The following is a 25,707-nucleotide window of genomic DNA, read 5'->3' as shown; positions in this document are numbered from 1 at the left end:
AATGACATCCGAAAATTCCAATCAATATGGCATATAGTACTTGACTAAATTAAGACAAATTGACATATGCATGGAATCGAATTAGGTTCGTTCAAGCAATGTCACCTTCTGGTTAGGCTTTTGTTAGGATTTCATAGCCATTTTCAGTAATAGCAACTGTATGTTCAAAATGAGCACACATCTTGCCATCAACTGTAACGACCGTCCAATCATCTGCCAATGTTTTAACATAACGGGTACCCGCATTTACCATTGGTTCAATAGCTAATACCATCCCAGGCTTAAGCCTTGGACCTTTATTAGGTGGACCATAATGGGGAATTTGCGGATCTTCATGTAATTCTTGCCCAACACCATGACCGACATATTCTCTAACAACAGAAAAATCATGTTCTTCAACATAAGTTTGAATTGCATGAGAAATGTTTGAAAGTCTTTCACCTGGTTTAGCTTCTTTAAGTCCTATATATAAAGACTTCTCAGTAACATCTAAAAGTTGCTGAGTTTCATCAGAAATTGTACCTACAGCATAGGTCCAAGCAGAATCACCATGATAACCATTGTATTTAGCACCAATATCGATGCTAATTATATCTCCTTCACGCAATACGCGATCACCAGGTATTCCATGAACGAGCTCTTCATTAACAGAAGCACAAATGCTCCCGCGGAAACCATTATACCCTTTAAAAGATGGAATTGCATCACATCCGAGAATATACTTTTCGGCAATTGCATCCAATTCTTTTGTAGAGATACCAGGTTTTATATATTTTTGCAGCTCTTGGTGTGTTAAAGCAACAATTCGACCAGCTTCTCGCATAATCTCAAGTTCACGCTGAGTCTTACAAATGATCATGCACTAATCCTCCAAGCAGCTGATTAACGTCAACAAAAACTTTATCTATATCCTGTTCACCATTAATATTTCTTAAATAGCCTTTATCGTTATAAAAGTTTAATAATGGCTCAGTTTGCTTAAGGTTAACTTCTAAACGATTTGCAACCGTTTCTTCGTTATCGTCTGCACGTTGGTAAAGCTCTCCACCACATTTATCACATTCACCTTGAGATCCAGGCGGATTGAATATTAAGTGATAAGTTGCTCCACAGTCTTTGCAAATACGACGACCCGTTAAGCGCTCCATAAGGATATTTTTATTTACTTCAATGTTGACTACATAATCAATCTGTTTGCTTAGTTCTGCTAGAATACCCTCAAGCGCATCTGCTTGAGCAACAGTTCTAGGAAAACCATCTAAAAGGAACCCATTTTGGCAATCATTCTTTCCCAAACGTTCACGAACAATACCTATGGTCACTTCATCTGGTACAAGTTCACCTTTGTCAATAAATGACTTAGCTTGTAAACCTAGTTCTGTTTCTTCTTTCATAGCAGCTCTGAACATATCTCCTGTTGAGATATGAGGGATGTCGTATTTTTCGACAATACGTTCAGCCTGAGTACCCTTACCAGCACCTGGAAGGCCCATCAATACTAAATTCATTTGTATTCCCCCCCTCAGTCTCTATTTTGAGGGAATGGGAAGTGTTTCCCATAACCTCATTACTTAATAAAGCCTTTATAATGACGTTTCACTAACTGACTTTCAAGCTGTTTCATTGTCTCAAGGGCAACCCCAACAACAATCAACAAACTTGTTCCACCAATCTGAGCAGATTGAGGAAGATCAGCAAACTTAATGAAGAAAACAGGAAGAACAGCTATAGCTGCTAAGAAAAGAGAACCGACAAAAGTTAGACGATATAATACCTTTGTAACATATTCCTGCGTACTCTTACCTGGACGAATACCAGGTATATAGCCGCCTTGCTTCTTCAAGTTTTCTGCCATTTGTTCCGGGTTAACTTGAACAAATGTATAGAAGTATGCGAAAGCAATAATTAATGCTATATAGATAATCATCCCAATAGGCTGTGTGTAATCAAATGTTTTCTGGATCCAATCAGTCACATCATTAGGGCCAAAAAATGCTGCAATCGTTGGTGGTGTAATGATGAATGACACCGCAAAGATAACAGGGATAACGCCAGCGGGATTAACTTTCAATGGAAGATGAGTCGATTGACCACCAGCCATATTGTTATTATTCCCAGAACGCTTAGCGTATTGAATTGGTATCTTACGAAGTGCTTGTTGAATGAAGATAACTCCAACCACAACTGCTAATATTGCCAATAAAAGAATGACGACTGTGACTATTCTAATAAATAGTTGGTCACCCGCATCTTCAAATTGTTGTGCATAGATTTGGTTAATTGTTGAGGGAATTCCTGCAACGATCCCAGCAAAGATGATAATGGAAATACCATTTCCTACACCTTTAGAAGTGATTTGTTCTCCTAACCACATTAAAAATGCTGTACCAGCTGTTAATACAATCGCAATTAGCAAGTATGTTCCGATGCCAGGATTCTCAATTAATAATCCACCTGACTGTGTATTAAAACCATAGGACATACCTAACGCCTGGATGAAACCTAATATTATCGTAAAGTATCTTGTAAATTGAGCGAGCTTACGACGCCCAACATCACCTTGTTTTGACCATTCAGTGAACTTCGGAACAACATCCATCTGCAGGAGCTGAATGATGATCGAAGCAGTGATATATGGCATAATCCCCATCGCTAAGATTGAAAAATTATACAATGCACCGCCACCGAATGTGTTTAAGATTCCGAATACATTAAGCTCATCCTGTGCTTGAAGAACATCTGCATTGACATTTGGCACAGGAATGAACGTACCAATACGAAATACCACTAACATTAAAAGGGTGAATATGATCTTACTTCTAATATCACCCACGCGCATAAAATTGGAGATTGTTTTTAACATTAGATCACCTCAACTGAACCGCCAGCAGATTCAATAGCTTCTTTAGCAGAAGCAGAGAATTTGTTAGCTTTTACAGTAAGTTTTTTCTCTAATTGACCATTACCAAGAATTTTTACACCAGATTTTACATTGCTAACAATACCTGTTTCAAGCAATAATTCTGGAGTAACCTCAGTGCCTTCTTCAAAGCGGTTTAGCGTCTCAAGGTTTACAATAGCAAAGTCCTTGCGGTTAATGTTCGTAAAACCGCGTTTAGGTAAGCGTTGGAACAAAGGAGTTTGACCACCTTCGAATCCAGGACGAACTCCACCACCAGAACGGGCGTTTTGTCCTTTATGACCTTTACCAGCTGTTTTACCGTTACCAGAACCAGTACCACGACCAACACGATTACGTGTTTTACGTGAACCTTCTGCTGGTTTCAACTCATGAAGTTTCATCGGGACACCTCCTTATTAATTTTTGTTACTTTTATTGTTCTTTAACTGTAACTAAGTGAGCAACTTTATTAATCATACCGCGAATCGCAGGATTATCATCTTGTACTACAGTTTGATGTAACTTTTTTAGTCCAAGTGTTCTAACAGTAATACGTTGATCTTCAGGACGACCAATTACACTGCGAGTGAGGGTAATTTCTAACTTATTCGCCATTTTAGTTCCCTCCTTATCCTAACAGTTCTTCTACCGTTTTTCCACGTAACTTAGCAACATCTTCAGCACTCTTTAATTCACTCAATCCTGAGATTGTAGCACGAATCATATTAATTGGAGTGTTTGAACCTAAAGATTTTGAAAGAATATCTGCAACACCTGCTAATTCTAATACCGCACGAACAGGTCCTCCAGCGATAACTCCAGTACCTTCAGAAGCTGGTTTTAAAAGAATATTTCCTGCTCCAAATTGACCGATAATTTGGTGAGGAATTGTAGTACCTACCATAGGTACTTCAATTAGATTTTTCTTAGCATCTTCAATTGCTTTACGAATCGCTTCTGGTACCTCTTGTGCTTTACCAGTACCGAAACCTACATGACCGTTTTTATCTCCAACAACAACAAGTGCTGCGAAACGGAAACGACGACCACCTTTAACAACTTTGGCTACGCGGTTAACGGTAACTACGCGTTCTTCAAGCTCTAATTTGTTTGGATCAATACGACGCATTCTTTATGTCCCTCCTTTTCCGATTAAAATTCAAGTCCAGCCGTACGTGCTGCTTCAGCTAGTGCTTTAATACGACCATGATATAAGTATCCACCGCGATCAAATACGACAGATTTAACACCTTTTTCAATAGCACGATTTGCTACTAATTCTCCAACTTTTTGAGCAGCTTCAAGATTGCTTTTAGAATCAAGATTAAAATCTTTATCTAGAGTAGAAGCACTTACTAAAGTAACTGAATTTGTATCATCAATAACTTGTGCATAGATGTGTTGGTTGGAACGATATACGTTTAGACGAGGACGTGTAGTTGTACCAGTTAACTTAGAACGAACACGCGCATGTCTCTTTTTACGTACAGCATTTTTATCAGCCTTATTTATCATTTAAGTCACTCCTTTCTTATCATCTAGGCGATATTACTTCGCAGTTTTACCTTCTTTACGACGTACATGTTCGCCTTCGTAGCGAATACCTTTACCTTTATAAGGCTCTGGTGGACGAACGTCACGAATGTTAGCTGCAATTGCACCTACACGTTCTTTGTCAGTACCTTTAACAAGAACCTTAGTTTGAGTCGGTACTTCGATTTCGATACCTGTCTCAGGTGTGATCTCAACAGGGTGAGAGTAACCAACATTAAGAACTAATTTATTTCCAGATTTAGAAGCACGGTAACCGACACCGATAAGTTCTAAGCCTCTTTCGAATCCTTTAGAAACACCCTCTACCATGTTACCAAGTAGACTACGTGTTGTACCGTGAAGTGCACGGTGTTCTTTAACATCAGAAGGACGACTTACAGTTAAGACGTTCTCTTCGATAGTGATTTTAATATCAGAGTTGAATGTGCGAGTTAACTCACCTTTAGGACCTTTAACCGTTACTGTATTATCATCAGCGATAGTAACTGTAACACCTGCAGGAATTTCAAGTGGTTTCTTTCCAATACGAGACATTCATTACACCTCCATTCATTTTGAGCTTATTACCAAACGTATGCTAATACTTCTCCACCAGCTTGTTTTGCACGAGCTTCTTTGTCAGACAAAACGCCTTGAGAAGTTGAAACGATCGCAATACCTAATCCGTTAAGTACACGTGGTACTTCATCAGCTTTTGCATATACACGTAAACCAGGCTTACTGATTCTTTTAAGACCAGTGATTACGCGCTCATTGTTAGAACCGTATTTTAAGAAAATACGAATGATGCCTTGTTTGTTGTCTTCTACATATTCTACATCACGAACAAAACCTTCACGCTTTAGAATTTCAGCGATTTCCTTTTTGATTTTAGAAGCAGGGAACTCAAGCTTCTCGTGACGTACCATATTCGCATTACGAATGCGAGTAAGCATATCTGCAATAGGATCTGTCATAACCATATCAAAATAACCTCCTTCCCGATTTACGGTTTTACCAGCTAGCTTTTTTCACGCCTGGAATTTGACCTTTATAAGCAAGTTCACGGAAACAAATACGGCAAAGCTTAAATTTGCGTAGTACTGAGTGTGGACGACCGCAACGTTCGCAGCGAGTATACTCTTGTACTTTGTGCTTTTGCGTGCGTTTTTGCTTAGCAATCATTGATTTTTTAGCCACAATTTCGCCTCCCTTTACTAGCGATTATTTTTGGAACGGCATACCGAACTGTGTTAATAGTTCGCGTGCTTCTTCATCAGTATTCGCAGTAGTTACGATAACGATATCCATACCACGAACTTTATTTACTTTATCATAATCAATCTCAGGGAAGATTAATTGCTCTTTCACACCTAAAGTGTAGTTACCGCGTCCGTCAAATGATTTCTTTGATACGCCACGGAAGTCACGTACACGTGGTAATGAAACAGAAACTAACTTATCTAAGAATTGGTACATACGCTCACCGCGTAATGTAACTTTTGCACCAATTGGCATACCTTCACGTAAACGGAAGCCAGCGATTGATTTTTTTGCTTTAGTTACAACAGGTTTTTGACCAGTGATTTGCGCTAACTCTTCAACAGCAACATCTAGTGCTTTTGAATTTGATACAGCATCACCAACACCCATGTTGATAACGATTTTTTCTAATTTCGGAGCTTGCATTACTGATTTGTAAGAAAACTTACTCATTAATGCAGGTGTAATTTCTTTTTGATACTTTTCTTTAAGGCGGTTCATGACATAGACCTCCCTTCCTTATTTACTATTTATCTAAAGTTTCACCAGATTTTTTTGCTACACGTACCTTTTTATTGTCTACCACTTTATAACCAACACGAGTTGGTTCACCTGATTTAGGATCAAGTGGCATAACATTTGATACATGGATAGGTGCCTCTTGGCTTAAGATCCCACCTTGTGGGTTAACTTGTGATGGTTTTGAGTGTTTTTTCACAACATTTATACCTTCAACAAGTACGCGATCTTTTTTAGGATAAGAAGCAAGTACTACGCCTTGTTTTCCTTTATCCTTGCCAGAGATAACCATTACTTTATCACCTTTTTTAACATGCATCCTAGTTGCACCTCCTTAGTAAGGCAATCAGATTTATTATAGAACTTCTGGAGCTAAAGAAACAATTTTCATAAAGTTATTTTCACGTAATTCACGTGCAACAGGTCCGAAAATACGTGTGCCACGTGGGCTCTTGTCATCACGGATGATAACACATGCATTTTCGTCAAATTTGATGTAAGAACCGTCTGTACGACGAGCTCCACTCTTTGTACGAACAATTACAGCTTTAACAACTTCACCTTTTTTGACAACGCCACCTGGTGTTGCTTGTTTAACCGTACAAACAATTACATCTCCGATATTAGCAGTTTTACGACCAGAACCGCCTAATACCTTAATTGTTAATACTTCACGAGCACCAGAGTTGTCAGCGACTTTTAAACGAGATTCTTGTTGGATCACTTATGTTACCTCCCTTCGGAATTAACTATCCGAACAAAATTAAATGATAATAGATTCTTCTACGATTTCTACTAGACGGAAACGCTTAGTAGCTGATAATGGACGAGTTTCCATTACTCTTACGATATCACCAATTTTTGCTTGGTTGTTTTCATCATGTGCTTTGTATTTCTTAGAGTATTTTACACGTTTGCCGTATAGAGAGTGTGTTTTGTAAGTTTCAACAAGAACAGTAATTGTCTTATCCATTTTGTCAGAAACAACACGACCAGTATACACTTTACGTTGGTTACGTTCACTCATTCGATAAACCTCCTCTCTTATTAATGATTATTAGCTGCGATCTCTCTTTCACGGATAACAGTTTTCATACGAGCGATCGATTTACGAACTTCACGGATACGAGCAGTATTTTCTAATTGTCCTGTCGCTAGTTGAAAGCGAAGGTTAAATAACTCTTCTTTAAGTGATTTTACTTTTTGTTCTATTTCAGCAGTGGTAAGGTCACGAATTTCATTAGCTTTCATTAGATTCACCACCAATTTCTTCACGTTTTACGAACTTCGTTTTGATCGGTAATTTGTGAGATGCTAAACGTAAAGCTTCACGTGCTACCTCTTCAGAAACACCAGAAATTTCGAATAATACTTTACCAGGTTTTACAACTGCTACCCAACCTTCTGGAGCACCTTTACCTGATCCCATACGTACCTCTAGAGGTTTTGCAGTATAAGGTTTAGAAGGGAAGATTTTAATCCAAACTTTACCGCCACGTTTCATGTAACGTGTCATCGCAATACGAGCTGCTTCAATTTGACGGTTCGTGATCCAAGAAGCTTCTAAAGCTTGGATACCGAATTCACCGAAATGTACTTCAGTACCACCTTTAGCACGACCACGCATTTTTCCACGGTGCTCTCTACGATATTTTACGCGTTTTGGTAATAACATATTATTTTCCTCCTTCCTCAGTTTTCTTCTTAGTAGGAAGAACCTCTCCACGATAGATCCAAACTTTTACGCCTAATTTACCGTAAGTTGTATCAGCTTCTGCTGTTCCGTAATCGATATCAGCACGAAGTGTGTGTAGTGGAACTGTTCCTTCACTATAATGCTCTGCACGTGCGATATCTGCTCCACCTAAACGACCAGATACTTGTGTTTTGATACCTTGTGCACCTGCGCGCATTGCACGTTGAATAGTTTGTTTTTGAGCACGACGGAAAGAAATACGATTTTCTAATTGACGCGCAATGTTTTCAGCAACTAATTTAGCATCTAAATCAGCTCTTTTGATTTCTAAAATGTTGATGTGCACACGTTTACCAGTTAATTGGTTAAGTGCTTTACGTAATGCTTCAACTTCAGTACCACCTTTACCAATTACCATACCAGGTTTAGCAGTGTGGATTGTAACATTTACACGGTTTGCAGCACGCTCGATCTCAATTTTAGAAACAGATGCATCATTAAGACGTTTGCTAATGTATTCACGAATTTTAATATCTTCATGTAAAAGAGTTGAGTAGTCTTTACCAGCGAACCATTTTGACTCCCAATCACGAATAACTCCAATACGAAGACCGACTGGATTTACCTTTTGACCCACGGATTATCCCTCCTTCTTTTCTGATAAGATGATTGTGATGTGACTTGTACGTTTATTAATTGCACTCGCACGACCCATAGCACGTGGACGGAAACGTTTAAGAGTTGGACCTTCGTTTGCAAAAGCTTCAGTTACAACTAAGCTATTGATGTCCATTTCATAGTTATGCTCAGCGTTTGCCACTGCTGATTTTAATACTTTTTCTATGATTGGAGAAGCAGCCTTTGGCGTATGATTCAAAATCGCTACTGCTTCGCCTACTTGCTTACCTCGAATAAGATCCAGAACTAAACGAGCTTTACGAGGAGCAATACGAACTGTTCTTGCGACAGCTTTAGATTGTTGCATTTAAATGCCTCCTCTCATTAACGTCTTGTTTTTTTGTCATCACTTGCATGACCTTTGTACGTACGTGTAGGTGCAAACTCACCAAGTTTGTGTCCTACCATGTCCTCAGTTACATAAACAGGAACATGTTTACGTCCATCATAAACAGCAATAGTGTGACCAATGAATTGTGGGAAAATTGTAGAACGACGAGACCAAGTTTTAATAACTTGCTTCTTTTCAGTTTCATTTAACGCTTCAACTTTGCTTATTAAATGATCATCAACGAATGGTCCTTTTTTTAAGCTACGGCCCATGATTGTACCTCCCTTCGCGATCGTGCTACGGTTCGACTGAACCGTAGTTCAATCACGTTATTTTTTACGACGACGCACGATAAACTTATCTGATTTATTTTTCTTCTTACGAGTTTTAGCACCAAGAGTTGGTTTACCCCAAGGAGACATTGGTGATTTACGTCCGATTGGAGCGCGTCCTTCACCACCACCGTGTGGATGGTCATTAGGGTTCATTACAGATCCACGAACAGTTGGGCGTTTGCCTAACCAACGAGAACGACCTGCTTTACCAATGTTGATAAGTTCATGTTGTTCATTACCAACTTGACCTACAGTTGCACGACAAGTTGCAAGAATCATACGAACTTCACCAGAGTTTAAACGTACAAGTACGTATTTACCTTCTTTACCCAATACTTGAGCAGAAGTTCCTGCGGAACGAACTAATTGTCCGCCTTTACCAGGTTTTAATTCAATGTTGTGTACCACAGTACCAACAGGAATATTTTGTAATGGTAATGCATTCCCTACTTTAATGTCTGCTTCAGGACCAGACATAATTTCTAAACCTACTTTAAGGTTTTTAGGTGCAAGGATATATCTTTTTTCACCATCAACGTAGTTGATTAGTGCGATGTTTGCAGAACGATTTGGATCGTATTCGATTGTAGCAACGCGTCCTGGTATACCATCTTTGTCGCGTTTAAAATCGATCACACGATATTGGCGTTTGTGTCCGCCGCCTTGGTGACGAACTGTTAATTTACCTTGGTTATTACGTCCACCTTTTCTATGAAGTGGCGCAAGTAATGACTTTTCAGGTTGGTCTGTAGTGATTTCAGCGAAATCAGATACTGTCATACCACGTCGACCATTTGAGGTTGGTTTATATTTTTTAATCGCCATATCGATATCCCTCCTTTTCTATTAAAATTTATACTTCAAATAATTCGATTTCATTGCTGTCTGCAGCAAGCTTAATGATTGCTTTACGACGACGATTTGTTAAGCCGCTATAACGACCAACGCGTTTGAATTTACCTTTATAGTTCATGATGTTTACTTTTTCAACTTTAACACCAAAGATTGACTCGATCGCATCTTTAACTTCAGTTTTATTAGCCTTAACATCAACTTCAAACGTATATTTTTTCTCAGCCATAAGATCTGATGAACGTTCAGTGATTACGGGGCGCTTAATAATATCACGAGGATCTTTCATTATGCAAGCACCTCCTCTACTTTTTGCACCGCAGCTTTCGTCATAATAAGCTTATCATGGTTAAGTACATCAAGTACGTTTACTCCATTAGCTGTAACTACTGTTACATTAGGAATATTACGTGATGATAATGCAACATTTTCATTGTTGTCAGCTGTCACGATTAACGCTTTTCTCTCAACAGAAAGACCTTTAAGTACTGCAGCCATTTCTTTTGTTTTTGGAGCGTTTAAAGTTAAGTCCTCTAATACAACAATGCTGTTATCAACTACTTTTGATGATAAAGCTGATTTGATCGCTAAACGGCGAACTTTTTTAGGTAATTTATATGAATATGAACGTGGAGTTGGTCCAAATACGACACCACCACCGCGCCATTGTGGCGAACGGATAGATCCTTGACGAGCACGACCAGTACCCTTTTGACGCCAAGGTTTACGACCTCCGCCTGCTACTTCAGAACGATTTTTTACTTTGTGAGTTCCTTGACGTAAGGAAGCTCTTTGCATAATAACCGCTTCAAATAATACGTGCTGATTAGGTTCGATACCAAATACAGAATCATTAAGTTCGATTTCTCCAACGTTTGATCCAGATTGGTTTAATAATGCTACTTTCGGCATTATCCAATTCCTCCTTTCCTAAAGAAATTATTTAGATTTCACTGCGCCTTTTACAGTAATAAGTGCTTTTTTAGGTCCTGGAACGTTACCTTTAATAAGTAATAGATTACGTTCAGCATCTACTTTTACAATCTCTAAGTTTTGAACAGTAACACGTTCTCCACCCATACGACCTGGTAAAAGTTTGTTTTTAAATACACGGTTTGGAGCTACAGGTCCCATTGAACCTGGGCGACGATGATAACGAGAACCGTGAGACATAGGTCCACGAGATTGTCCGTGGCGTTTAATAGAGCCTTGGAAACCTTTCCCTTTAGAAATTCCTGTTACATCTACTGTTTCACCAGCAGCGAAAATATCAACCTTGACTTCTTGACCAACTTCGTATGCATCTAAGCTAGCTTCACGAAGTTCTTTAACGAAGCGCTTAGGTGCAGTATTAGCTTTACTAACGTGTCCTTTTTCAGGTTTGTTAGCTAACTTTTCGCGTTTATCTTCAAATCCTAACTGAACAGCTGTATAACCATCAGTTTCAGCAGATTTCTTTTGTAGAACAACGTTTGGAGTAGCTTCAATTACTGTTACAGGAATTAAATCACCGTTTTCTGCAAATACTTGCGTCATACCAATTTTTCTTCCTAAGATTCCTTTGGTCATGAGTCACACCTCCTATAAAATTTCATTATTTATTTTAATTATTAAAGTTTGATTTCAATGTCAACACCAGATGGTAAATCTAAACGCATTAATGCATCAACAGTTTGTGGTGTTGGGTTGATGATATCAATTAAACGCTTATGCGTACGCATTTCGAATTGCTCACGAGAGTCCTTATATTTATGAACCGCACGTAGGATTGTGTATACTGATCTTTCTGTTGGTAACGGAATTGGACCAGATACATTTGCACCAGAACGTTTTGCAGTTTCTACAATTTTCTCAGCAGATTGATCAAGAATTCTATGATCATAAGCTTTCAAACGAATACGAATCTTTTGTTTTGCCATTATTTTCCCTCCTTTTCGCCTATTTTTAAAATAGACATTTTCTCAGCAAGAATTTTCCCTACGCACGCCATGGCAAAGCGGCCGTGTGTATCGGCAACCTCCTGCTTCATCGCAGTCAAAGACCAACATTGTCTATTATACATAAAAGTCGTGATAGATGCAAGAAAAAAAATAAATTAAACTTATAATCTTCTTGCGCACTTTTCCTATTATACATAGATTGTATACTAATATCAAGAAAAGCTATGATGGTTTTATTTTCTAACTAATTGTAGTGCAAAATCTTATTAAAATAGTTATTAATTTTTGTAGTAACATTTTTTTAACTTCAATACTTTCCTGTTGATCAAAAGTAATTGTTTAATAAAATTTTTTAAGTTTAATAACTACTGAAAAAAACATACAAAAAGGCGAGCAATAAATGCTCGCCTTTTTTATTTCTTCTATAGAAGAAAGATTATTCTTGGATAGTAGCAACTACGCCAGCGCCTACTGTACGTCCACCTTCACGGATTGAGAATTTAGTACCTTCTTCAATCGCGATTGGAGCGATAAGTTCAACTGACATTTCTACGTTATCTCCAGGCATAACCATTTCAATGCCTTCTGGAAGTTGGCAGATACCAGTTACATCAGTTGTACGGAAGTAGAACTGAGGACGGTAGTTAGTGAAGAATGGAGTGTGACGTCCACCCTCTTCTTTTGATAAAACGTATACTTCTGCTTTGAACTTTGTGTGTGGAGTGATTGTGCCTGGTTTAGCAAGAACTTGTCCACGTTGGATATCATCACGAGAAACCCCACGAAGAAGTGCACCGATGTTATCGCCAGCTTCTGCAAAATCAAGAAGTTTACGGAACATTTCAACACCTGTTACAGTTGTTGATTTTGGCTCTTCTGTAAAACCGATGATGTCAATAACTTCACCAACTTTAACTTGTCCACGCTCAACACGACCTGTAGCAACTGTTCCACGACCTGTGATTGAGAATACATCCTCAACTGGCATCATGAATGGTTTGTCAGTGTCACGTTCTGGAGTTGGGATATACTCATCAACTGCATTCATTAACTCAACGATTTTTTCTTCCCAATCAGCTTCACCCTCAAGAGCTTTAAGAGCAGAACCTTTGATTACTGGTACATCGTCACCAGGGAAATCGTACTCAGAAAGTAAGTCACGTACTTCCATTTCAACTAGTTCTAATAATTCTTCGTCATCAACCATGTCACATTTGTTTAAGAATACAACAAGGTAAGGAACACCTACTTGACGAGATAAAAGGATGTGCTCACGAGTTTGTGGCATTGGACCATCAGCAGCAGATACTACTAAGATTCCGCCATCCATTTGAGCAGCACCAGTGATCATGTTTTTAACATAGTCAGCATGTCCTGGGCAGTCTACGTGTGCATAGTGACGAGTTTCAGTTTCATACTCAACGTGTGCAGTTGAGATAGTGATTCCACGCTCGCGCTCTTCAGGAGCAGCATCGATCATATCATATGCCATAGCAGCACCTTTACCACTGCGTTTTGCAAGTACAGTAGTGATTGCAGCTGTTAATGTAGTTTTACCATGGTCAACGTGTCCGATTGTACCAATATTAGCATGCGTTTTGGATCGGTCGAATTTTTCTTTAGCCATTCTAAAAATCCTCCTTAGAGTTTAATTATTTTAGGATATATGTAACAGAAAGTGATCACATCACTCTCTGTTCTCACATAAGTAGTTATACTTCATCAAAGGAGTAAAATCAATTACTCACCTTTATTTTTTTTAATTATTTCTTCTGAAACTGATTTTGGAACCTCTTCATAGTGATCAAAGTGCATTGTAAATACTCCGCGACCTTGTGTACTAGAACGTAATGCAGTAGCATATCCAAACATTTCAGAAAGTGGAATCATTGCACGTACAACTTGTGCATTACCACGAGCTTCCATACCTTCAACACGTCCACGACGAGCTGTGACTTGACCCATGATATCACCCATGTATTCCTCTGGTACTACTACTTCAACCCTCATAACAGGTTCAAGGATAACTGGGCTACATTTAGAAACAGCATTTTTAAGTGCTAAAGAAGCTGCAATCTTAAATGCCATTTCACTTGAGTCAACATCATGGTATGAACCATCAACTAATGCAGCTTTTACATCAACTAATGGATATCCAGCAAGTACACCGTTTTGCATTGCATCTTCAAGACCAGCTTGAACTGCAGGTACATATTCACGAGGTACTACACCACCAACGATTTTGTTCTCAAACTCAAAACCATTACCTTCTTCGTTAGGTTCAAATTCGATCCATACGTGTCCAAATTGTCCACGACCACCCGATTGACGTGCAAATTTACCTTCTACTTTTGCACCTGCACGGAATGTTTCACGATATGCAACCTGAGGAGCACCAACATTAGCTTCAACTTTGAATTCACGTTTCATACGATCAACAAGAATATCTAAGTGAAGTTCACCCATACCAGCAATAATTGTTTGACCAGTTTCTTGATCAGTATGAGCTCTGAATGTTGGATCTTCTTCTTGAAGCTTTTGTAAAGCAGTTGTCATTTTATCTTGGTCTGCTTTAGATTTTGGTTCAACAGAAAGTTGAATTACTGGCTCTGGGAATTCCATAGACTCAAGGATAACAAGGTTTTTGTCATCGCATAAAGTATCACCAGTCGTTGTATCTTTCAAACCTACAGCAGCTGCAATATCACCAGAGTAAACCATTGAGATTTCTTCACGGCTATTTGCATGCATTTGAAGGATACGACCTACACGCTCACGTTTACCTTTTGTTGAGTTTTGAACATAAGATCCAGAACTTAACGTACCAGAGTAAACACGGAAGAATGTAAGCTTACCAACATAAGGGTCTGTCATTACTTTGAAAGCTAATGCAGCGAATGGTGCATCATCGCTAGATTCACGAGTTACTTCTTCATCTGTATCAGGAACAATACCTTTAATTGCAGGTACGTCTAATGGTGATGGAAGGTAATCGATAACTGCATCTAACATTTTTTGAACACCTTTATTTTTGAAAGCTGATCCACAGATTACAGGATAAAATTCAACATTAACAGTACCTTGACGAATTGCAGCTTTTAGCTCTTCGTTAGTGATTTCCTCACCACCAAGGTATTTCTCCATTAATTCTTCATCTAGTTCTGCTACTGCTTCAACTAGGCTTTCACGGTATTCGTTTGCTTGTTCAAGGTATTCCTCAGGTATTTCCTTATCTTGGATATCAGTACCTAAGTCATTGCCATAGAACGTCGCTCTCATTTCTACCAAGTCGATGATTCCTTCAAATTGATCCTCAGCACCAATCGGTAATTGGATTGGGTGAGCATTAGCTTGAAGACGCTCATGAATTGTTTTAACAGAATATAAGAAGTCTGCGCCGATTTTGTCCATTTTGTTAACAAAAACAACACGAGGAACTCCATAAGTTGTAGCCTGACGCCAAACTGTTTCTGTTTGCGGCTCAACACCTGATTGAGCATCAAGAACAGCTACAGCACCATCAAGTACACGTAATGAACGTTCAACTTCAACTGTGAAGTCTACGTGTCCAGGTGTATCGATGATGTTAACACGATGTCCTTTCCACTGCGCAGTTGTTGCAGCGGAAGTAATCGTGATTCCACGTTCTTGTTCTTGCTCCATCCAGTCCATTTGAGATGCACCTTCATGAGTTTCACCAATCTTGTGAATACGACCAGTGTAATATAGTACACGCTCAGTTGTTGTTGTTTTTCCAGCATCAATATGAGCCATGATACCAATATTACGAGTGTTTAATAAGGAGAACTCTCTTGCCATTGGGTAATTTCTCCTTCCTCATAGGAAATTTAGTATAGTTAAACTGTATTGATTACCAGCGATAGTGAGCAAATGCTTTATTTGCTTCAGCCATTTTATGTGTATCTTCACGCTTCTTAACTGCTGCTCCAGTGTTGTTAGCAGCGTCAAGAATTTCGTTAGCTAAACGCTCTTCCATCGTTTTTTCTCCGCGAAGACGCGCATAGTTTACTAACCAACGAAGACCTAAAGTAGTACGACGATCAGGGCGTACTTCTACAGGTACTTGATAGTTAGCACCACCAACACGACGTGCTTTAACTTCAAGAACTGGCATGATGTTTTTAAGTGCTTGTTCAAACACTTCCATTGCATCTTTTCCAGAGCGTTCTTTAATTAAATCGAAAGCATTGTAAAGTACAGATTGTGCTTTACCTCTTTTTCCGTCGATCATAATTCTGTTTACTAAACGTGTAACAAGCTTTGAATTGTAAAGTGGATCTGGTAATACATCTCTTTTTGCTACAGGACCTTTACGTGGCATGTTATGTTCCTCCCTTCATGCTGATTTCATTTTATTTAAAAATTATATTATTTTTTTGCAGCTTTAGGACGTTTCGTACCGTATTTAGAACGACCTTGCATACGTCCATCAACACCAGCAGTATCAAGCGCACCACGAACGATGTGGTAACGTACCCCCGGTAAATCCTTTACACGACCACCACGGATAAGAACAACACTATGTTCTTGTAAGTTGTGACCAATACCAGGAATATATGCTGTAACTTCGATTCCGTTAGTTAAACGAACACGAGCATATTTACGAAGCGCTGAGTTAGGTTTCTTTGGCGTCATCGTACCTACACGAGTACACACACCACGTTTTTGAGGTGATGATACATTCGTTTGCTCTTTTTTGAAGCTGTTGTAACCTTTGTTTAGCGCAGGTGATTTTGATTTCTCAACTTTACTTACGCGACCTTTACGTACTAATTGGTTAATAGTAGGCATTATGGTTTTCCTCCCCTCATCAATTTAATACCACACATCCAGGTGGTTCATATTTGGGCAAAAACAAAGTTTCTGCAAAATGAATTCACATATCGCAAAAACAGCTTTTACTGGATTATAGCTACAGCTGCAGCTCCAACTTCTATTCCACAAGCTTTACCAAGCTTTTTCATAGAAGAAACTTTTGTTAAAGGAATATGCTGTTGTTCTGCTGTTTGAATAATCTTTTGGACAATTCGTTGTTCAGCATCTTCAGCAATGATCATTTCTCTAACCTCATTATTTAATAGAGCTTTAACTGATTGCTTAGTACCAACAATAATTTTTTGTGCCTGAGATACTTTTTCATAAGACATATTTATATATCCTCCAAAGCAAACAGGTTGTGATTAAGCACCTTGAATATAGTAACATTGAAAGAGATGGATGTCAACATTACTCTCGAAAAACTTTTAACATCCATCTCTTCACTTTTATTAATCTACTGAAACAGCTTCTTCCATTTGTTCAACTTTAGAAATTGGTTCAGCTTGACGATACCTTGGCATTCCTGTTCCGGCTGGTACAAGTTTACCAATAATAACATTTTCTTTAAGCCCTAATAGTTCATCACGTTTCCCTTTAATTGCTGCATCTGTAAGAACACGAGTTGTTTCTTGGAATGATGCTGCAGATAAGAAGGAATCAGTTTCAAGTGATGCTTTTGTTATACCAAGTAATACAGGTCTACCTGTTGCAGGTCGTTTACCCTCTAATAATACTTGCTTGTTGGCATCTGTAAATTGATGAACATCAAGAAGTGTACCTGGTAAAACATCTGTATCACCAGCATCCATAACTCTAACTTTACGGAGCATTTGGCGTACCATAACCTCTACGTGCTTATCTCCAATTTCTACCCCTTGCATACGGTAAACTTTTTGAACTTCACGTAATAGATATTGTTGCACTGCTTGAAGATCCTTAACTTTAAGTAATTCCTTCGGATCAATAGAACCTTCTGTTAAAACTTGACCACTCTCAATTTTATCACCTTGAGTTACCTTTAAGCGAGCATTATATGGTGCAGTGTATGAACGAGATTCGACATCACCTTGAATAACAATTTCTTGCTGTTTATCACGCACTTCATTTATTTCAGCTACAACACCACTAATTTCGGAAATAATTGCTTGACCTTTAGGGTTTCTAGCCTCAAATAGCTCTTGAATACGAGGTAAACCTTGAGTGATATCGTCTCCTGCTACCCCACCAGTATGGAAAGTACGCATTGTTAACTGTGTACCAGGTTCACCGATAGATTGTGCAGCGATAATTCCAACTGCTTCTCCAACCTCGACTTCACTACCTGTTGCAAGGTTTCGTCCGTAACATTTTTTACAAACACCATGTCTTGTGTTACATGTAAATGCAGAACGAATCCATACATGATCAATACCAGCATCAATAATTTCTACAGCGATATCTTCAGTGATTAACTCGTTTTCATTAACGATGATTTCACCTGTTTCAGGATGTTTAACAACCTTACGGCAATATCGACCGATTAAACGTTCATCAAGTTTTTCAATAATTTCTGTACCTTCTCTAATTGACTCCGCACGTATTCCTCGATCTGTTCCACAGTCATCATCACGAATGATAACATCCTGGGCAACGTCAACAAGTCGACGTGTTAAGTAACCAGAGTCAGCAGTTTTCAAGGCTGTATCTGCAAGACCTTTACGAGCTCCATGTGTAGATATGAAGTACTCTAAAACTGTTAAACCTTCACGGAAACTAGATTTAATCGGTAATTCAATAATACGTCCGGCTGGGTTGGCCATTAGACCACGCATTCCAGCAAGTTGTGTGAAGTTTGATGCATTACCACGGGCACCAGAGTCACTCATCATAAAGATTGGGTTACGTTTATCAAGAGATGCCATCAATTTTCCTTGAATGTTATCTTTTGCCGCACTCCAAATCGATATAACGCGCTCATATCGCTCGTCCTCAGTAATTAAACCTCTTCTAAATTGCTTTAATACATTATCAACTTTATTCTGACCTTCGCCAATAATCTCTTGCTTTTCTTTTAAAACGATAATGTCAGAAACACCAACAGTAATCCCTGCTTTAGTGGAGTATCTGAATCCAAGATTCTTAAGACGATCTAGCATTTTTGAAGTTTCAGTTATATGGAACTTCTTGAAGATCTCAGCGATAATCTTCCCAAGAATACCTTTTTTAAATGGAGCTATTTCTTCTTGTGCTGCAATATGCTCCTTAACATTCACGCTTGTTTCAACAAAATAATTATCTGGTGTTTTTTCTTCAATGTTTTGTTTAGTCGGCTCATTCATATACGGGAATGATTCCGGTAAAATTTCATTGAAAATTAACTTTCCAACTGTGGTAATTAGTAACATTTTGTTTTGCTTTTCGGTAAAGGATTGTTTATTCAAAGTACCAGCATTAACAGCCACACGTGTATGTAAATGTACATAACCGTTTTGATATGCAAGTAGTGCTTCATTTATATCATTGAAAATCATACCCTCACCAATTGCACCCTCACGCTCTAATGTTAAGTAATAGTTACCTAACACCATATCCTGAGAAGGAGTAACAACTGGCTTACCATCCTTAGGGTTAAGAATGTTTTGAGCAGCAAGCATTAAAATACGCGCTTCAGCTTGTGCTTCAGCTGATAACGGAACGTGAACCGCCATTTGGTCACCATCAAAGTCCGCATTATATGCAGTACATACAAGTGGATGCAGACGGATCGCACGCCCTTCAACTAAAGTAGGTTCAAATGCTTGAATTCCTAATCTATGAAGAGTAGGTGCACGGTTAAGCAATACTGGATGTTCCTTAATCACAGATTCTAAAACATCCCATACCTCTGGTTGCACTCTCTCAATTTTACGTTTCGCACTTTTTATATTATGAGCTAATCCTTTTTCAACTAACTCTTTCATTACGAATGGTTTGAATAACTCAAGGGCCATTTCTTTAGGTAATCCACATTGATACATTTTCAGGTTTGGTCCAACAACGATTACCGAACGACCTGAGTAGTCAACACGTTTACCCAATAGGTTTTGACGGAAACGTCCTTGTTTCCCTTTCAGCATATGAGAAAGGGATTTTAACGGACGGTTACCTGGTCCTGTAACAGGTCGACCACGACGTCCATTATCAATAAGAGCATCAACTGCCTCTTGTAGCATACGCTTTTCGTTTTGAACAATGATACTAGGAGCGCCTAAATCTAATAAACGCTTAAGACGATTATTACGGTTAATAACACGTCTGTATAAGTCATTTAAATCAGATGTTGCAAAACGACCACCATCAAGCTGTACCATTGGACGAAGCTCAGGTGGAATAACAGGAAGAACATCAAGAATCATCCATGATGGATGATTACCAGAATTACGGAATGCTTCAAGAACTTCTAGACGCTTAATTGCACGCGTTCTTCTTTGTCCTTGAGCTGTTTTTAGTTCTTCTTTTAGAGCGTCAACTTCTTTATCTAAATCAATATCAGATAAAAGCTTTTTAATAGCTTCTGCACCCATAGATGCTTGGAAAGTATTACCGTATTTTTCGCGATATGCACGGTATTCTTTCTCAGATAATAGCTGTTTTTTCTCTAATGGAGTATCACCTGTGTCTGTTGTTACGTATGAAGCAAAATAGATTACTTCTTCTAAAGCACGAGGAGACATGTCTAACACTAAGCCCATACGGCTAGGAATACCCTTAAAGTACCAAATATGTGAGACAGGAGCAGCTAATTCAATATGTCCCATTCTCTCACGTCTTACCTTGGCACGAGTAACTTCAACTCCACAGCGATCACATACTACACCTTTATAACGTACTCTTTTATATTTACCACAATGGCATTCCCAGTCTTTAGTTGGCCCGAATATGCGTTCACAAAACAAACCATCTTTTTCTGGCTTCAGTGTACGATAATTAATCGTTTCTGGTTTCTTAACCTCACCAAAAGACCAAGAACGAATCTTGTCTGGTGAAGCTAAGCCGATGCTCATATATTCAAAATTATTTACATCTAACAAGGGGCCTACCTCCCTTTTCGTCTTCAGGTTCTACCCTATTTTAAAAGATTCGAAAGAATAAGTTTTAACTAAATTTTATGTCTAGCTATTGCGCTAAACCTCAAGGGTATAGACACTCATGAATGAAGAACATGAAAACCTCTTTATTCATAAGCATCTATATTACTTATGGCTTTAGCAAAGCTCTTTCAGTATTTATTATTATTCTTTCACTACTGTGTCTTTTTCTAACTCAACAGCTTCAGGCACTGTATCCACTTGTTCATTTATTGATAGACCTTCTGCTTGTTGTGATTCTTCATCATCATCAAGGTCTCTCATTTCGATCTCTTTTTCGTCACTTGAAAGCATTTTTACATCCATACCTAAACTTTGAAGCTCTTTAATTAATACTTTAAATGATTCAGGAACACCTGGTTCTGGAACATTTTCACCTTTAACAATCGCTTCATAAGTTTTTACACGACCAACAACATCATCTGATTTAACAGTCAGAATTTCTTGAAGAGTATAAGCAGCACCATAAGCTTCAAGTGCCCAAACCTCCATCTCTCCAAAACGCTGACCACCAAATTGTGCTTTACCACCAAGTGGTTGCTGTGTAACTAATGAGTATGGACCAGTTGAACGAGCATGTAATTTATCATCAACCATGTGAGCTAGCTTGATCATATACATGATTCCAACTGATACACGGTTATCAAATGGTTCACCTGTACGACCATCGTAAAGCACAGTCTTAGCATCACGTGCCATACCTGCTTCTTCTAACGTTGACCATACATCCTCTTCCCTCGCACCATCAAATACAGGAGAAGCAACATGAATACCCAATTTACGAGCAGCCATTCCTAAGTGTAGCTCTAGTACCTGACCGATATTCATACGTGAAGGAACTCCAAGCGGATTTAACATGATATCAACCGGCGTTCCATCTGGTAAGTAAGGCATATCCTCTTCTGGGAGAATACGTGAAATAACACCCTTGTTACCATGTCGTCCAGCCATTTTATCTCCTTCAGAGATTTTACGCTTTTGAACGATATATACACGGACTAATTGATTCACACCTGGTGGTAATTCATCTCCATCTTCACGATTAAATACCTTAACGTCAAGGATGATTCCTTCCCCACCATGTGGTACACGCAATGAAGTATCACGGACTTCACGAGCTTTTTCACCGAAGATTGCATGTAAAAGTCGTTCTTCTGCTGTAAGCTCAGTTACCCCTTTAGGTGTAACTTTACCAACAAGTAGATCACCGTCTTTTACTTCTGCACCAACTCGGATAATTCCACGCTCATCTAAGTTTCTTAACGCATCTTCCCCAACATTAGGGATATCACGAGTGATTTCTTCAGGTCCTAACTTCGTATCACGAGATTCTGACTCGTATTCTTCAATGTGAATAGATGTATAAACATCATCCTTCACAAGTCTTTCACTCATGATAATTGCATCTTCATAGTTATATCCATCCCAAGTCATGAAAGCAACCATAACGTTTCTTCCTAATGCTAGTTCACCTTTTTCCATCGATGGACCATCAGCAAGGATTTCACCTTTTACGACTTCATCACCTTCACTAACAATTGGACGTTGGTTGTAGCAAGTTCCTTGGTTAGAACGAATGAACTTCAACATACTATATTTATCTAAATTACCTTTAACTTTTTGACCATTTACATCCTCATATCGGCGAACCCAAACATTTTTGGCTTCCACTCGTTCAACAATACCAGGATGTTTACAGATAACTGCAGCACCTGAGTCTTTACCAGATACATATTCCATACCTGTTCCGACAAATGGAGCCTCTGGATTCATTAATGGTACTGCTTGACGTTGCATGTTTGCACCCATTAATGCACGGTTCGAGTCATCGTTTTCTAAGAAAGGAATACAAGCTGTTGCAGCAGATACTACCTGCTTAGGTGATACATCCATGTAATCTATGCGGTCTCTATTAATAACTGTATTCTCGCCACGGAAACGTGCAACGATATCAGTATCAATAAATGAACCATCATCAGCTAACCTAGCATTTGCTTGGGCAACAACGTAATTATCTTCTTCATCAGCAGTTAAGTAGTCAATACGAGATGTTACTTTTCCTGTCTCTGGATCAACTCTACGATATGGTGTTTCAATAAACCCAAATCTGTTTACTTTTGCATAAGATGACAGCGAGTTAATCAAACCGATGTTCGGACCCTCAGGAGTCTCGATTGGACACATACGGCCATAGTGTGAGTAATGTACGTCACGCACTTCAAATCCTGCACGTTCACGAGTTAAACCACCAGGTCCTAATGCTGATAAACGACGTTTATGAGTTAACTCGGCTAATGGATTCGTTTGATCCATGAACTGAGATAATTGTGAGCTACCAAAGAACTCTTTAATAGACGCAATAACAGGACGAATGTTAATTAATTGTTGCGGAGTAATTGTATTCGTATCCTGAATTGACATTCTCTCACGAACTACACGTTCCATCCTTGATAAACCAATTCTAAATTGATTTTGTAATAATTCTCCGACTGAACGCAATCTACGATTTCCTAGGTGATCGATATCGTCTGTATCACCAACACCATGTAATAGATTAAAGAAATAGCTAATAGAAGATAAAATATCAGCAACAGTGATGTTTTTAACAGCTTCTTCTACATACGCATTTCCTAAAACATTAATAACCTTTTCACCTTCAGGATCATTCGGTGCGTAGATTTTAATAGATTGAAGAGTTATCTCGTCGTCAGTCACTCCACCAGATGGGTGCTCTTTTTTGAATCCTACACCACTTTCAAGGTTTGGCATGATTCGATCTAATGTTCTTCTATCAATCATTGTTCCTTTTTCAACTATGATTTCACCTGTTTCCGGATCAACTAGTGTTTCTGCTAAACGTTGATTGAAAAGGCGATTCTTAATATGAAGCTTTTTATTAATCTTGTAACGCCCAACATTTGCTAAATCATAGCGTTTTGGATCAAAAAATCTTGAGTCTAATAAACTCTTCGCGTTATCAACTGTTGGTGGTTCACCCGGGCGAAGACGCTCATAGATTTCAAGCAGGGCTTTTTCAGTACTTTCCGTATTATCTTTATCAAGAGTATTACGTAAGTACTCATTCTCACCCAATAAGTCGATGATTTCTTGATCAGAGCCAAACCCAAGAGCACGCAATAAAACCGATACAGGTAATTTACGTGTACGATCGATTCGTACATAAACTACATCTTTTGCATCTGTTTCGTACTCTAACCAAGCTCCACGGTTTGGAATAACAGTCGCAGTAAAGCCTCTTTTACCATTTTTATCAACTTTACCACTGAAATATACACTTGGGCTACGGACTAACTGAGACACGATAACGCGCTCTGCCCCGTTAATTACAAATGTACCTGTTTCTGTCATGAGAGGAAAATCTCCCATAAAGACATCTTGATCTTTTACTTCACCAGTTTCCTTGTTAATTAAGCGCACCTTTACACGTAATGGCGCAGAATAGGTAACATCGCGCTCCTTTGATTCCTCAACGGAGTACTTAGGATCTCCTAAGCTATAATCAATAAATTCTAGCGAGAGGTTACCAGTGAAATCCTCAATAGGAGAAATATCCTGAAACATTTCTCTCAAGCCCTCATCAAGAAACCATTGATAGGAAGAGGTTTGAATTTCAATAAGATTTGGTAATTCTAACACTTCACTAATGCGTGCATAACTTCTACGTTGGCGGTGTCGTCCATACTGAACTAGTTGACCTGTCAACTCATTCACCCCTCAAATCAAGCGTAATAGATCTTGCGTTGTACCATTATGTATACCTTAAATTTTTTAGACAGACGAATAAGAGAACTCACATATGATCATTCTCTTTAAAATCAATATCTTAATATACAACCTATGAAATCTGAAATAAAAACAAAGGGAAATCAAGTACAAACGCAAGGAAAAAACAAAAAATAAAAAGGGTTTCATCCTAGAAAACCACAATTTGAATCGTACTATTGATTTTATAATTATCTCCATAAAACTAACTTTTATACATCAATTTACCTAAAAATTAGACAGTTATGGAAATTATATATTGGCATTTTATAATATTAACATAGTAGGAAAATTGAGTCAACATTTTTTAGCTTTAATGATATAATAGCCTTTTTTCTTTTCGACAACTTCAACTTCCTTAAACATTTCTTCTAATTTATCAATTGCTGATGGTGCTCCTTGTTTCTTTTGAATAACAATCCACAACTCACCGTCTTCAACTAAATGCTTAAAGCTATCTTCAAAGATTGAATGAACAATCTTTTTGCCAGCTCGTATAGGAGGGTTCGTTAAGATCGCCATATATTTGCGATCTGCTTTTATTTTTTGAAATAAGTCACTTTGAAAGATTGTCACATTTTCAACCGAATTGAGAGCTGCATTATCAATCGCTAATTCAATTGCCCGCTCATTGATGTCGATTAAGTCAACATGCCTATTATAGTGTTTCGCAATCGATAGACCTACTGGCCCATATCCACAACCAACATCCAAAATATCTCCTTTGATATCAGGTAGTGTAAATGCTTCTATTAAAAGCCGCGACCCAAAGTCAACTTCATTTTTCGAAAACACCCCCCGATCACTTTGAAAAGTAAAGAGGTGCCCCTTTAAGGTAAATTCCCACGTTTTGCGTTTACTTTGAACTGTAGGTTTTTGAGAATAATAATGGTTATTCATCTTTATTCCTCCTCTTTCAGGAGTTTAGGG

The 25,707-nt window shown here is 38.5% G+C and carries 32 protein-coding genes; all 32 read right to left on the bottom strand.

What is annotated here, in order from left to right; all coding sequences use genetic code 11:
- Positions 1 to 112 precede the first annotated feature (112 nt).
- Positions 113 to 859: a type I methionyl aminopeptidase gene (gene map / locus HUW50_RS10020; RefSeq protein ID WP_066330405.1), complete on the bottom strand. Its 747-nt coding sequence runs from the start codon at positions 857 to 859 to the stop codon at positions 113 to 115.
- Positions 846 to 1,508 (bottom strand): adenylate kinase, encoded by a 663-nt coding sequence (locus HUW50_RS10015; RefSeq protein ID WP_066330406.1) that lies wholly within the window; start codon positions 1,506 to 1,508, stop codon positions 846 to 848. The genes map and HUW50_RS10015 overlap by 14 nt, the downstream gene beginning before the upstream one ends.
- Before the next feature lie 59 nt (positions 1,509 to 1,567).
- Positions 1,568 to 2,863 carry a preprotein translocase subunit SecY gene (gene secY, locus HUW50_RS10010; RefSeq protein ID WP_066330407.1) on the bottom strand — a complete coding sequence of 432 codons (1,296 nt, stop codon included), beginning with the start codon at positions 2,861 to 2,863 and terminating at the stop codon, positions 1,568 to 1,570.
- Positions 2,863 to 3,303 (bottom strand): 50S ribosomal protein L15, encoded by a 441-nt coding sequence (rplO, locus tag HUW50_RS10005; protein ID WP_066330408.1) that lies wholly within the window; start codon positions 3,301 to 3,303, stop codon positions 2,863 to 2,865. The genes secY and rplO overlap by 1 nt, the downstream gene beginning before the upstream one ends.
- Positions 3,304 to 3,334: 31 nt before the next feature.
- Entirely contained in the window at positions 3,335 to 3,517 is a 183-nt protein-coding gene (gene rpmD / locus HUW50_RS10000) for a 50S ribosomal protein L30 (protein ID WP_066330409.1), read from the bottom strand.
- Between the two features lie 13 nt (positions 3,518 to 3,530).
- Positions 3,531 to 4,031: a 30S ribosomal protein S5 gene (gene rpsE / locus HUW50_RS09995; protein WP_066330410.1), complete on the bottom strand. Its 501-nt coding sequence runs from the start codon at positions 4,029 to 4,031 to the stop codon at positions 3,531 to 3,533.
- Between the two features lie 23 nt (positions 4,032 to 4,054).
- Complete coding sequence (rplR, locus tag HUW50_RS09990) at positions 4,055 to 4,417, bottom strand: 50S ribosomal protein L18 (RefSeq protein ID WP_066330411.1); 363 nt, start codon at positions 4,415 to 4,417, stop codon at positions 4,055 to 4,057.
- A gap of 33 nt (positions 4,418 to 4,450) precedes the next feature.
- The gene (gene rplF / locus HUW50_RS09985; RefSeq protein WP_066330412.1) at positions 4,451 to 4,990 is read right to left on the bottom strand and encodes a 50S ribosomal protein L6; all 540 of its coding nucleotides are present in this window, start codon (positions 4,988 to 4,990) and stop codon (positions 4,451 to 4,453) included.
- A 29-nt stretch (positions 4,991 to 5,019) separates the two neighbouring features.
- Positions 5,020 to 5,418 (bottom strand): 30S ribosomal protein S8, encoded by a 399-nt coding sequence (gene rpsH / locus HUW50_RS09980; protein WP_066330413.1) that lies wholly within the window; start codon positions 5,416 to 5,418, stop codon positions 5,020 to 5,022.
- Between the two features lie 31 nt (positions 5,419 to 5,449).
- Positions 5,450 to 5,635, bottom strand: coding sequence for a type Z 30S ribosomal protein S14 (locus tag HUW50_RS09975; RefSeq protein WP_066330414.1), 186 nt, complete (start codon positions 5,633 to 5,635; stop codon positions 5,450 to 5,452).
- Between the two features lie 24 nt (positions 5,636 to 5,659).
- Positions 5,660 to 6,199 (bottom strand): 50S ribosomal protein L5, encoded by a 540-nt coding sequence (rplE, locus tag HUW50_RS09970; RefSeq protein ID WP_066330415.1) that lies wholly within the window; start codon positions 6,197 to 6,199, stop codon positions 5,660 to 5,662.
- A 25-nt stretch (positions 6,200 to 6,224) separates the two neighbouring features.
- Complete coding sequence (gene rplX, locus HUW50_RS09965) at positions 6,225 to 6,536, bottom strand: 50S ribosomal protein L24 (protein ID WP_066330416.1); 312 nt, start codon at positions 6,534 to 6,536, stop codon at positions 6,225 to 6,227.
- Between the two features lie 36 nt (positions 6,537 to 6,572).
- On the bottom strand, positions 6,573 to 6,941 hold the full coding sequence (gene rplN, locus HUW50_RS09960; protein ID WP_066330417.1) for a 50S ribosomal protein L14: 369 nt from the start codon (positions 6,939 to 6,941) through the stop codon (positions 6,573 to 6,575).
- Positions 6,942 to 6,980: 39 nt separating this feature from the next.
- Positions 6,981 to 7,244 carry a 30S ribosomal protein S17 gene (gene rpsQ / locus HUW50_RS09955; RefSeq protein ID WP_066330418.1) on the bottom strand — a complete coding sequence of 88 codons (264 nt, stop codon included), beginning with the start codon at positions 7,242 to 7,244 and terminating at the stop codon, positions 6,981 to 6,983.
- Between the two features lie 20 nt (positions 7,245 to 7,264).
- Positions 7,265 to 7,468 (bottom strand): 50S ribosomal protein L29, encoded by a 204-nt coding sequence (gene rpmC / locus HUW50_RS09950; RefSeq protein WP_066330419.1) that lies wholly within the window; start codon positions 7,466 to 7,468, stop codon positions 7,265 to 7,267.
- Positions 7,458 to 7,892: a 50S ribosomal protein L16 gene (gene rplP, locus HUW50_RS09945; protein ID WP_003225801.1), complete on the bottom strand. Its 435-nt coding sequence runs from the start codon at positions 7,890 to 7,892 to the stop codon at positions 7,458 to 7,460. The genes rpmC and rplP overlap by 11 nt, the downstream gene beginning before the upstream one ends.
- 1 nt (position 7,893) lies before the next feature.
- Positions 7,894 to 8,550: a 30S ribosomal protein S3 gene (gene rpsC, locus HUW50_RS09940; protein WP_066330420.1), complete on the bottom strand. Its 657-nt coding sequence runs from the start codon at positions 8,548 to 8,550 to the stop codon at positions 7,894 to 7,896.
- Positions 8,551 to 8,553: 3 nt separating this feature from the next.
- A complete protein-coding gene (gene rplV, locus HUW50_RS09935; RefSeq protein WP_066330421.1) occupies positions 8,554 to 8,898 on the bottom strand; it encodes a 50S ribosomal protein L22 in 345 nt (114 codons plus the stop codon).
- A 17-nt stretch (positions 8,899 to 8,915) separates the two neighbouring features.
- On the bottom strand, positions 8,916 to 9,194 hold the full coding sequence (gene rpsS / locus HUW50_RS09930; protein ID WP_066330422.1) for a 30S ribosomal protein S19: 279 nt from the start codon (positions 9,192 to 9,194) through the stop codon (positions 8,916 to 8,918).
- Between the two features lie 57 nt (positions 9,195 to 9,251).
- Positions 9,252 to 10,082 carry a 50S ribosomal protein L2 gene (gene rplB, locus HUW50_RS09925; RefSeq protein ID WP_066330423.1) on the bottom strand — a complete coding sequence of 277 codons (831 nt, stop codon included), beginning with the start codon at positions 10,080 to 10,082 and terminating at the stop codon, positions 9,252 to 9,254.
- A gap of 28 nt (positions 10,083 to 10,110) precedes the next feature.
- Entirely contained in the window at positions 10,111 to 10,398 is a 288-nt protein-coding gene (gene rplW / locus HUW50_RS09920) for a 50S ribosomal protein L23 (RefSeq protein ID WP_066330424.1), read from the bottom strand.
- The gene (gene rplD, locus HUW50_RS09915; RefSeq protein WP_066330425.1) at positions 10,398 to 11,021 is read right to left on the bottom strand and encodes a 50S ribosomal protein L4; all 624 of its coding nucleotides are present in this window, start codon (positions 11,019 to 11,021) and stop codon (positions 10,398 to 10,400) included. The genes rplW and rplD overlap by 1 nt, the downstream gene beginning before the upstream one ends.
- A 27-nt stretch (positions 11,022 to 11,048) precedes the next feature.
- Complete coding sequence (rplC, locus tag HUW50_RS09910) at positions 11,049 to 11,678, bottom strand: 50S ribosomal protein L3 (RefSeq protein ID WP_066330426.1); 630 nt, start codon at positions 11,676 to 11,678, stop codon at positions 11,049 to 11,051.
- 41 nt (positions 11,679 to 11,719) lie between these two features.
- Complete coding sequence (gene rpsJ, locus HUW50_RS09905; protein WP_066330427.1) at positions 11,720 to 12,028, bottom strand: 30S ribosomal protein S10; 309 nt, start codon at positions 12,026 to 12,028, stop codon at positions 11,720 to 11,722.
- Positions 12,029 to 12,485: 457 nt separating this feature from the next.
- Positions 12,486 to 13,676, bottom strand: a complete 1,191-nt coding sequence (gene tuf, locus HUW50_RS09900) for an elongation factor Tu (protein ID WP_066330429.1) — start codon at positions 13,674 to 13,676, stop codon at positions 12,486 to 12,488.
- Between the two features lie 113 nt (positions 13,677 to 13,789).
- A complete protein-coding gene (gene fusA, locus HUW50_RS09895; protein ID WP_185653869.1) occupies positions 13,790 to 15,868 on the bottom strand; it encodes an elongation factor G in 2,079 nt (692 codons plus the stop codon).
- 52 nt (positions 15,869 to 15,920) lie between these two features.
- Positions 15,921 to 16,391, bottom strand: a complete 471-nt coding sequence (rpsG, locus tag HUW50_RS09890; protein ID WP_066330431.1) for a 30S ribosomal protein S7 — start codon at positions 16,389 to 16,391, stop codon at positions 15,921 to 15,923.
- Positions 16,392 to 16,438: 47 nt separating this feature from the next.
- Positions 16,439 to 16,861 carry a 30S ribosomal protein S12 gene (gene rpsL, locus HUW50_RS09885; RefSeq protein WP_066330432.1) on the bottom strand — a complete coding sequence of 141 codons (423 nt, stop codon included), beginning with the start codon at positions 16,859 to 16,861 and terminating at the stop codon, positions 16,439 to 16,441.
- Positions 16,862 to 16,968: 107 nt separating this feature from the next.
- The gene (locus HUW50_RS09880; protein ID WP_066330433.1) at positions 16,969 to 17,217 is read right to left on the bottom strand and encodes a 50S ribosomal protein L7ae-like protein; all 249 of its coding nucleotides are present in this window, start codon (positions 17,215 to 17,217) and stop codon (positions 16,969 to 16,971) included.
- 120 nt (positions 17,218 to 17,337) lie between these two features.
- On the bottom strand, positions 17,338 to 20,937 hold the full coding sequence (gene rpoC / locus HUW50_RS09875; RefSeq protein ID WP_066330434.1) for a DNA-directed RNA polymerase subunit beta': 3,600 nt from the start codon (positions 20,935 to 20,937) through the stop codon (positions 17,338 to 17,340).
- 201 nt (positions 20,938 to 21,138) lie between these two features.
- On the bottom strand, positions 21,139 to 24,717 hold the full coding sequence (gene rpoB / locus HUW50_RS09870; RefSeq protein ID WP_185653868.1) for a DNA-directed RNA polymerase subunit beta: 3,579 nt from the start codon (positions 24,715 to 24,717) through the stop codon (positions 21,139 to 21,141).
- Positions 24,718 to 25,074: 357 nt separating this feature from the next.
- On the bottom strand, positions 25,075 to 25,677 hold the full coding sequence (locus HUW50_RS09865; RefSeq protein WP_066330436.1) for a class I SAM-dependent methyltransferase: 603 nt from the start codon (positions 25,675 to 25,677) through the stop codon (positions 25,075 to 25,077).
- Positions 25,678 to 25,707: the final 30 nt, after the last annotated feature.

This window comes from Metabacillus sp. KUDC1714 (assembly GCF_014217835.1).
In the GTDB taxonomy this organism is placed as follows: domain Bacteria; phylum Bacillota; class Bacilli; order Bacillales; family Bacillaceae; genus Metabacillus; species Metabacillus rhizosphaerae.
The sequence above is the reverse complement of the archived record's forward strand: the minus strand, read 5'-3'. Positions and strand labels throughout refer to the sequence as shown.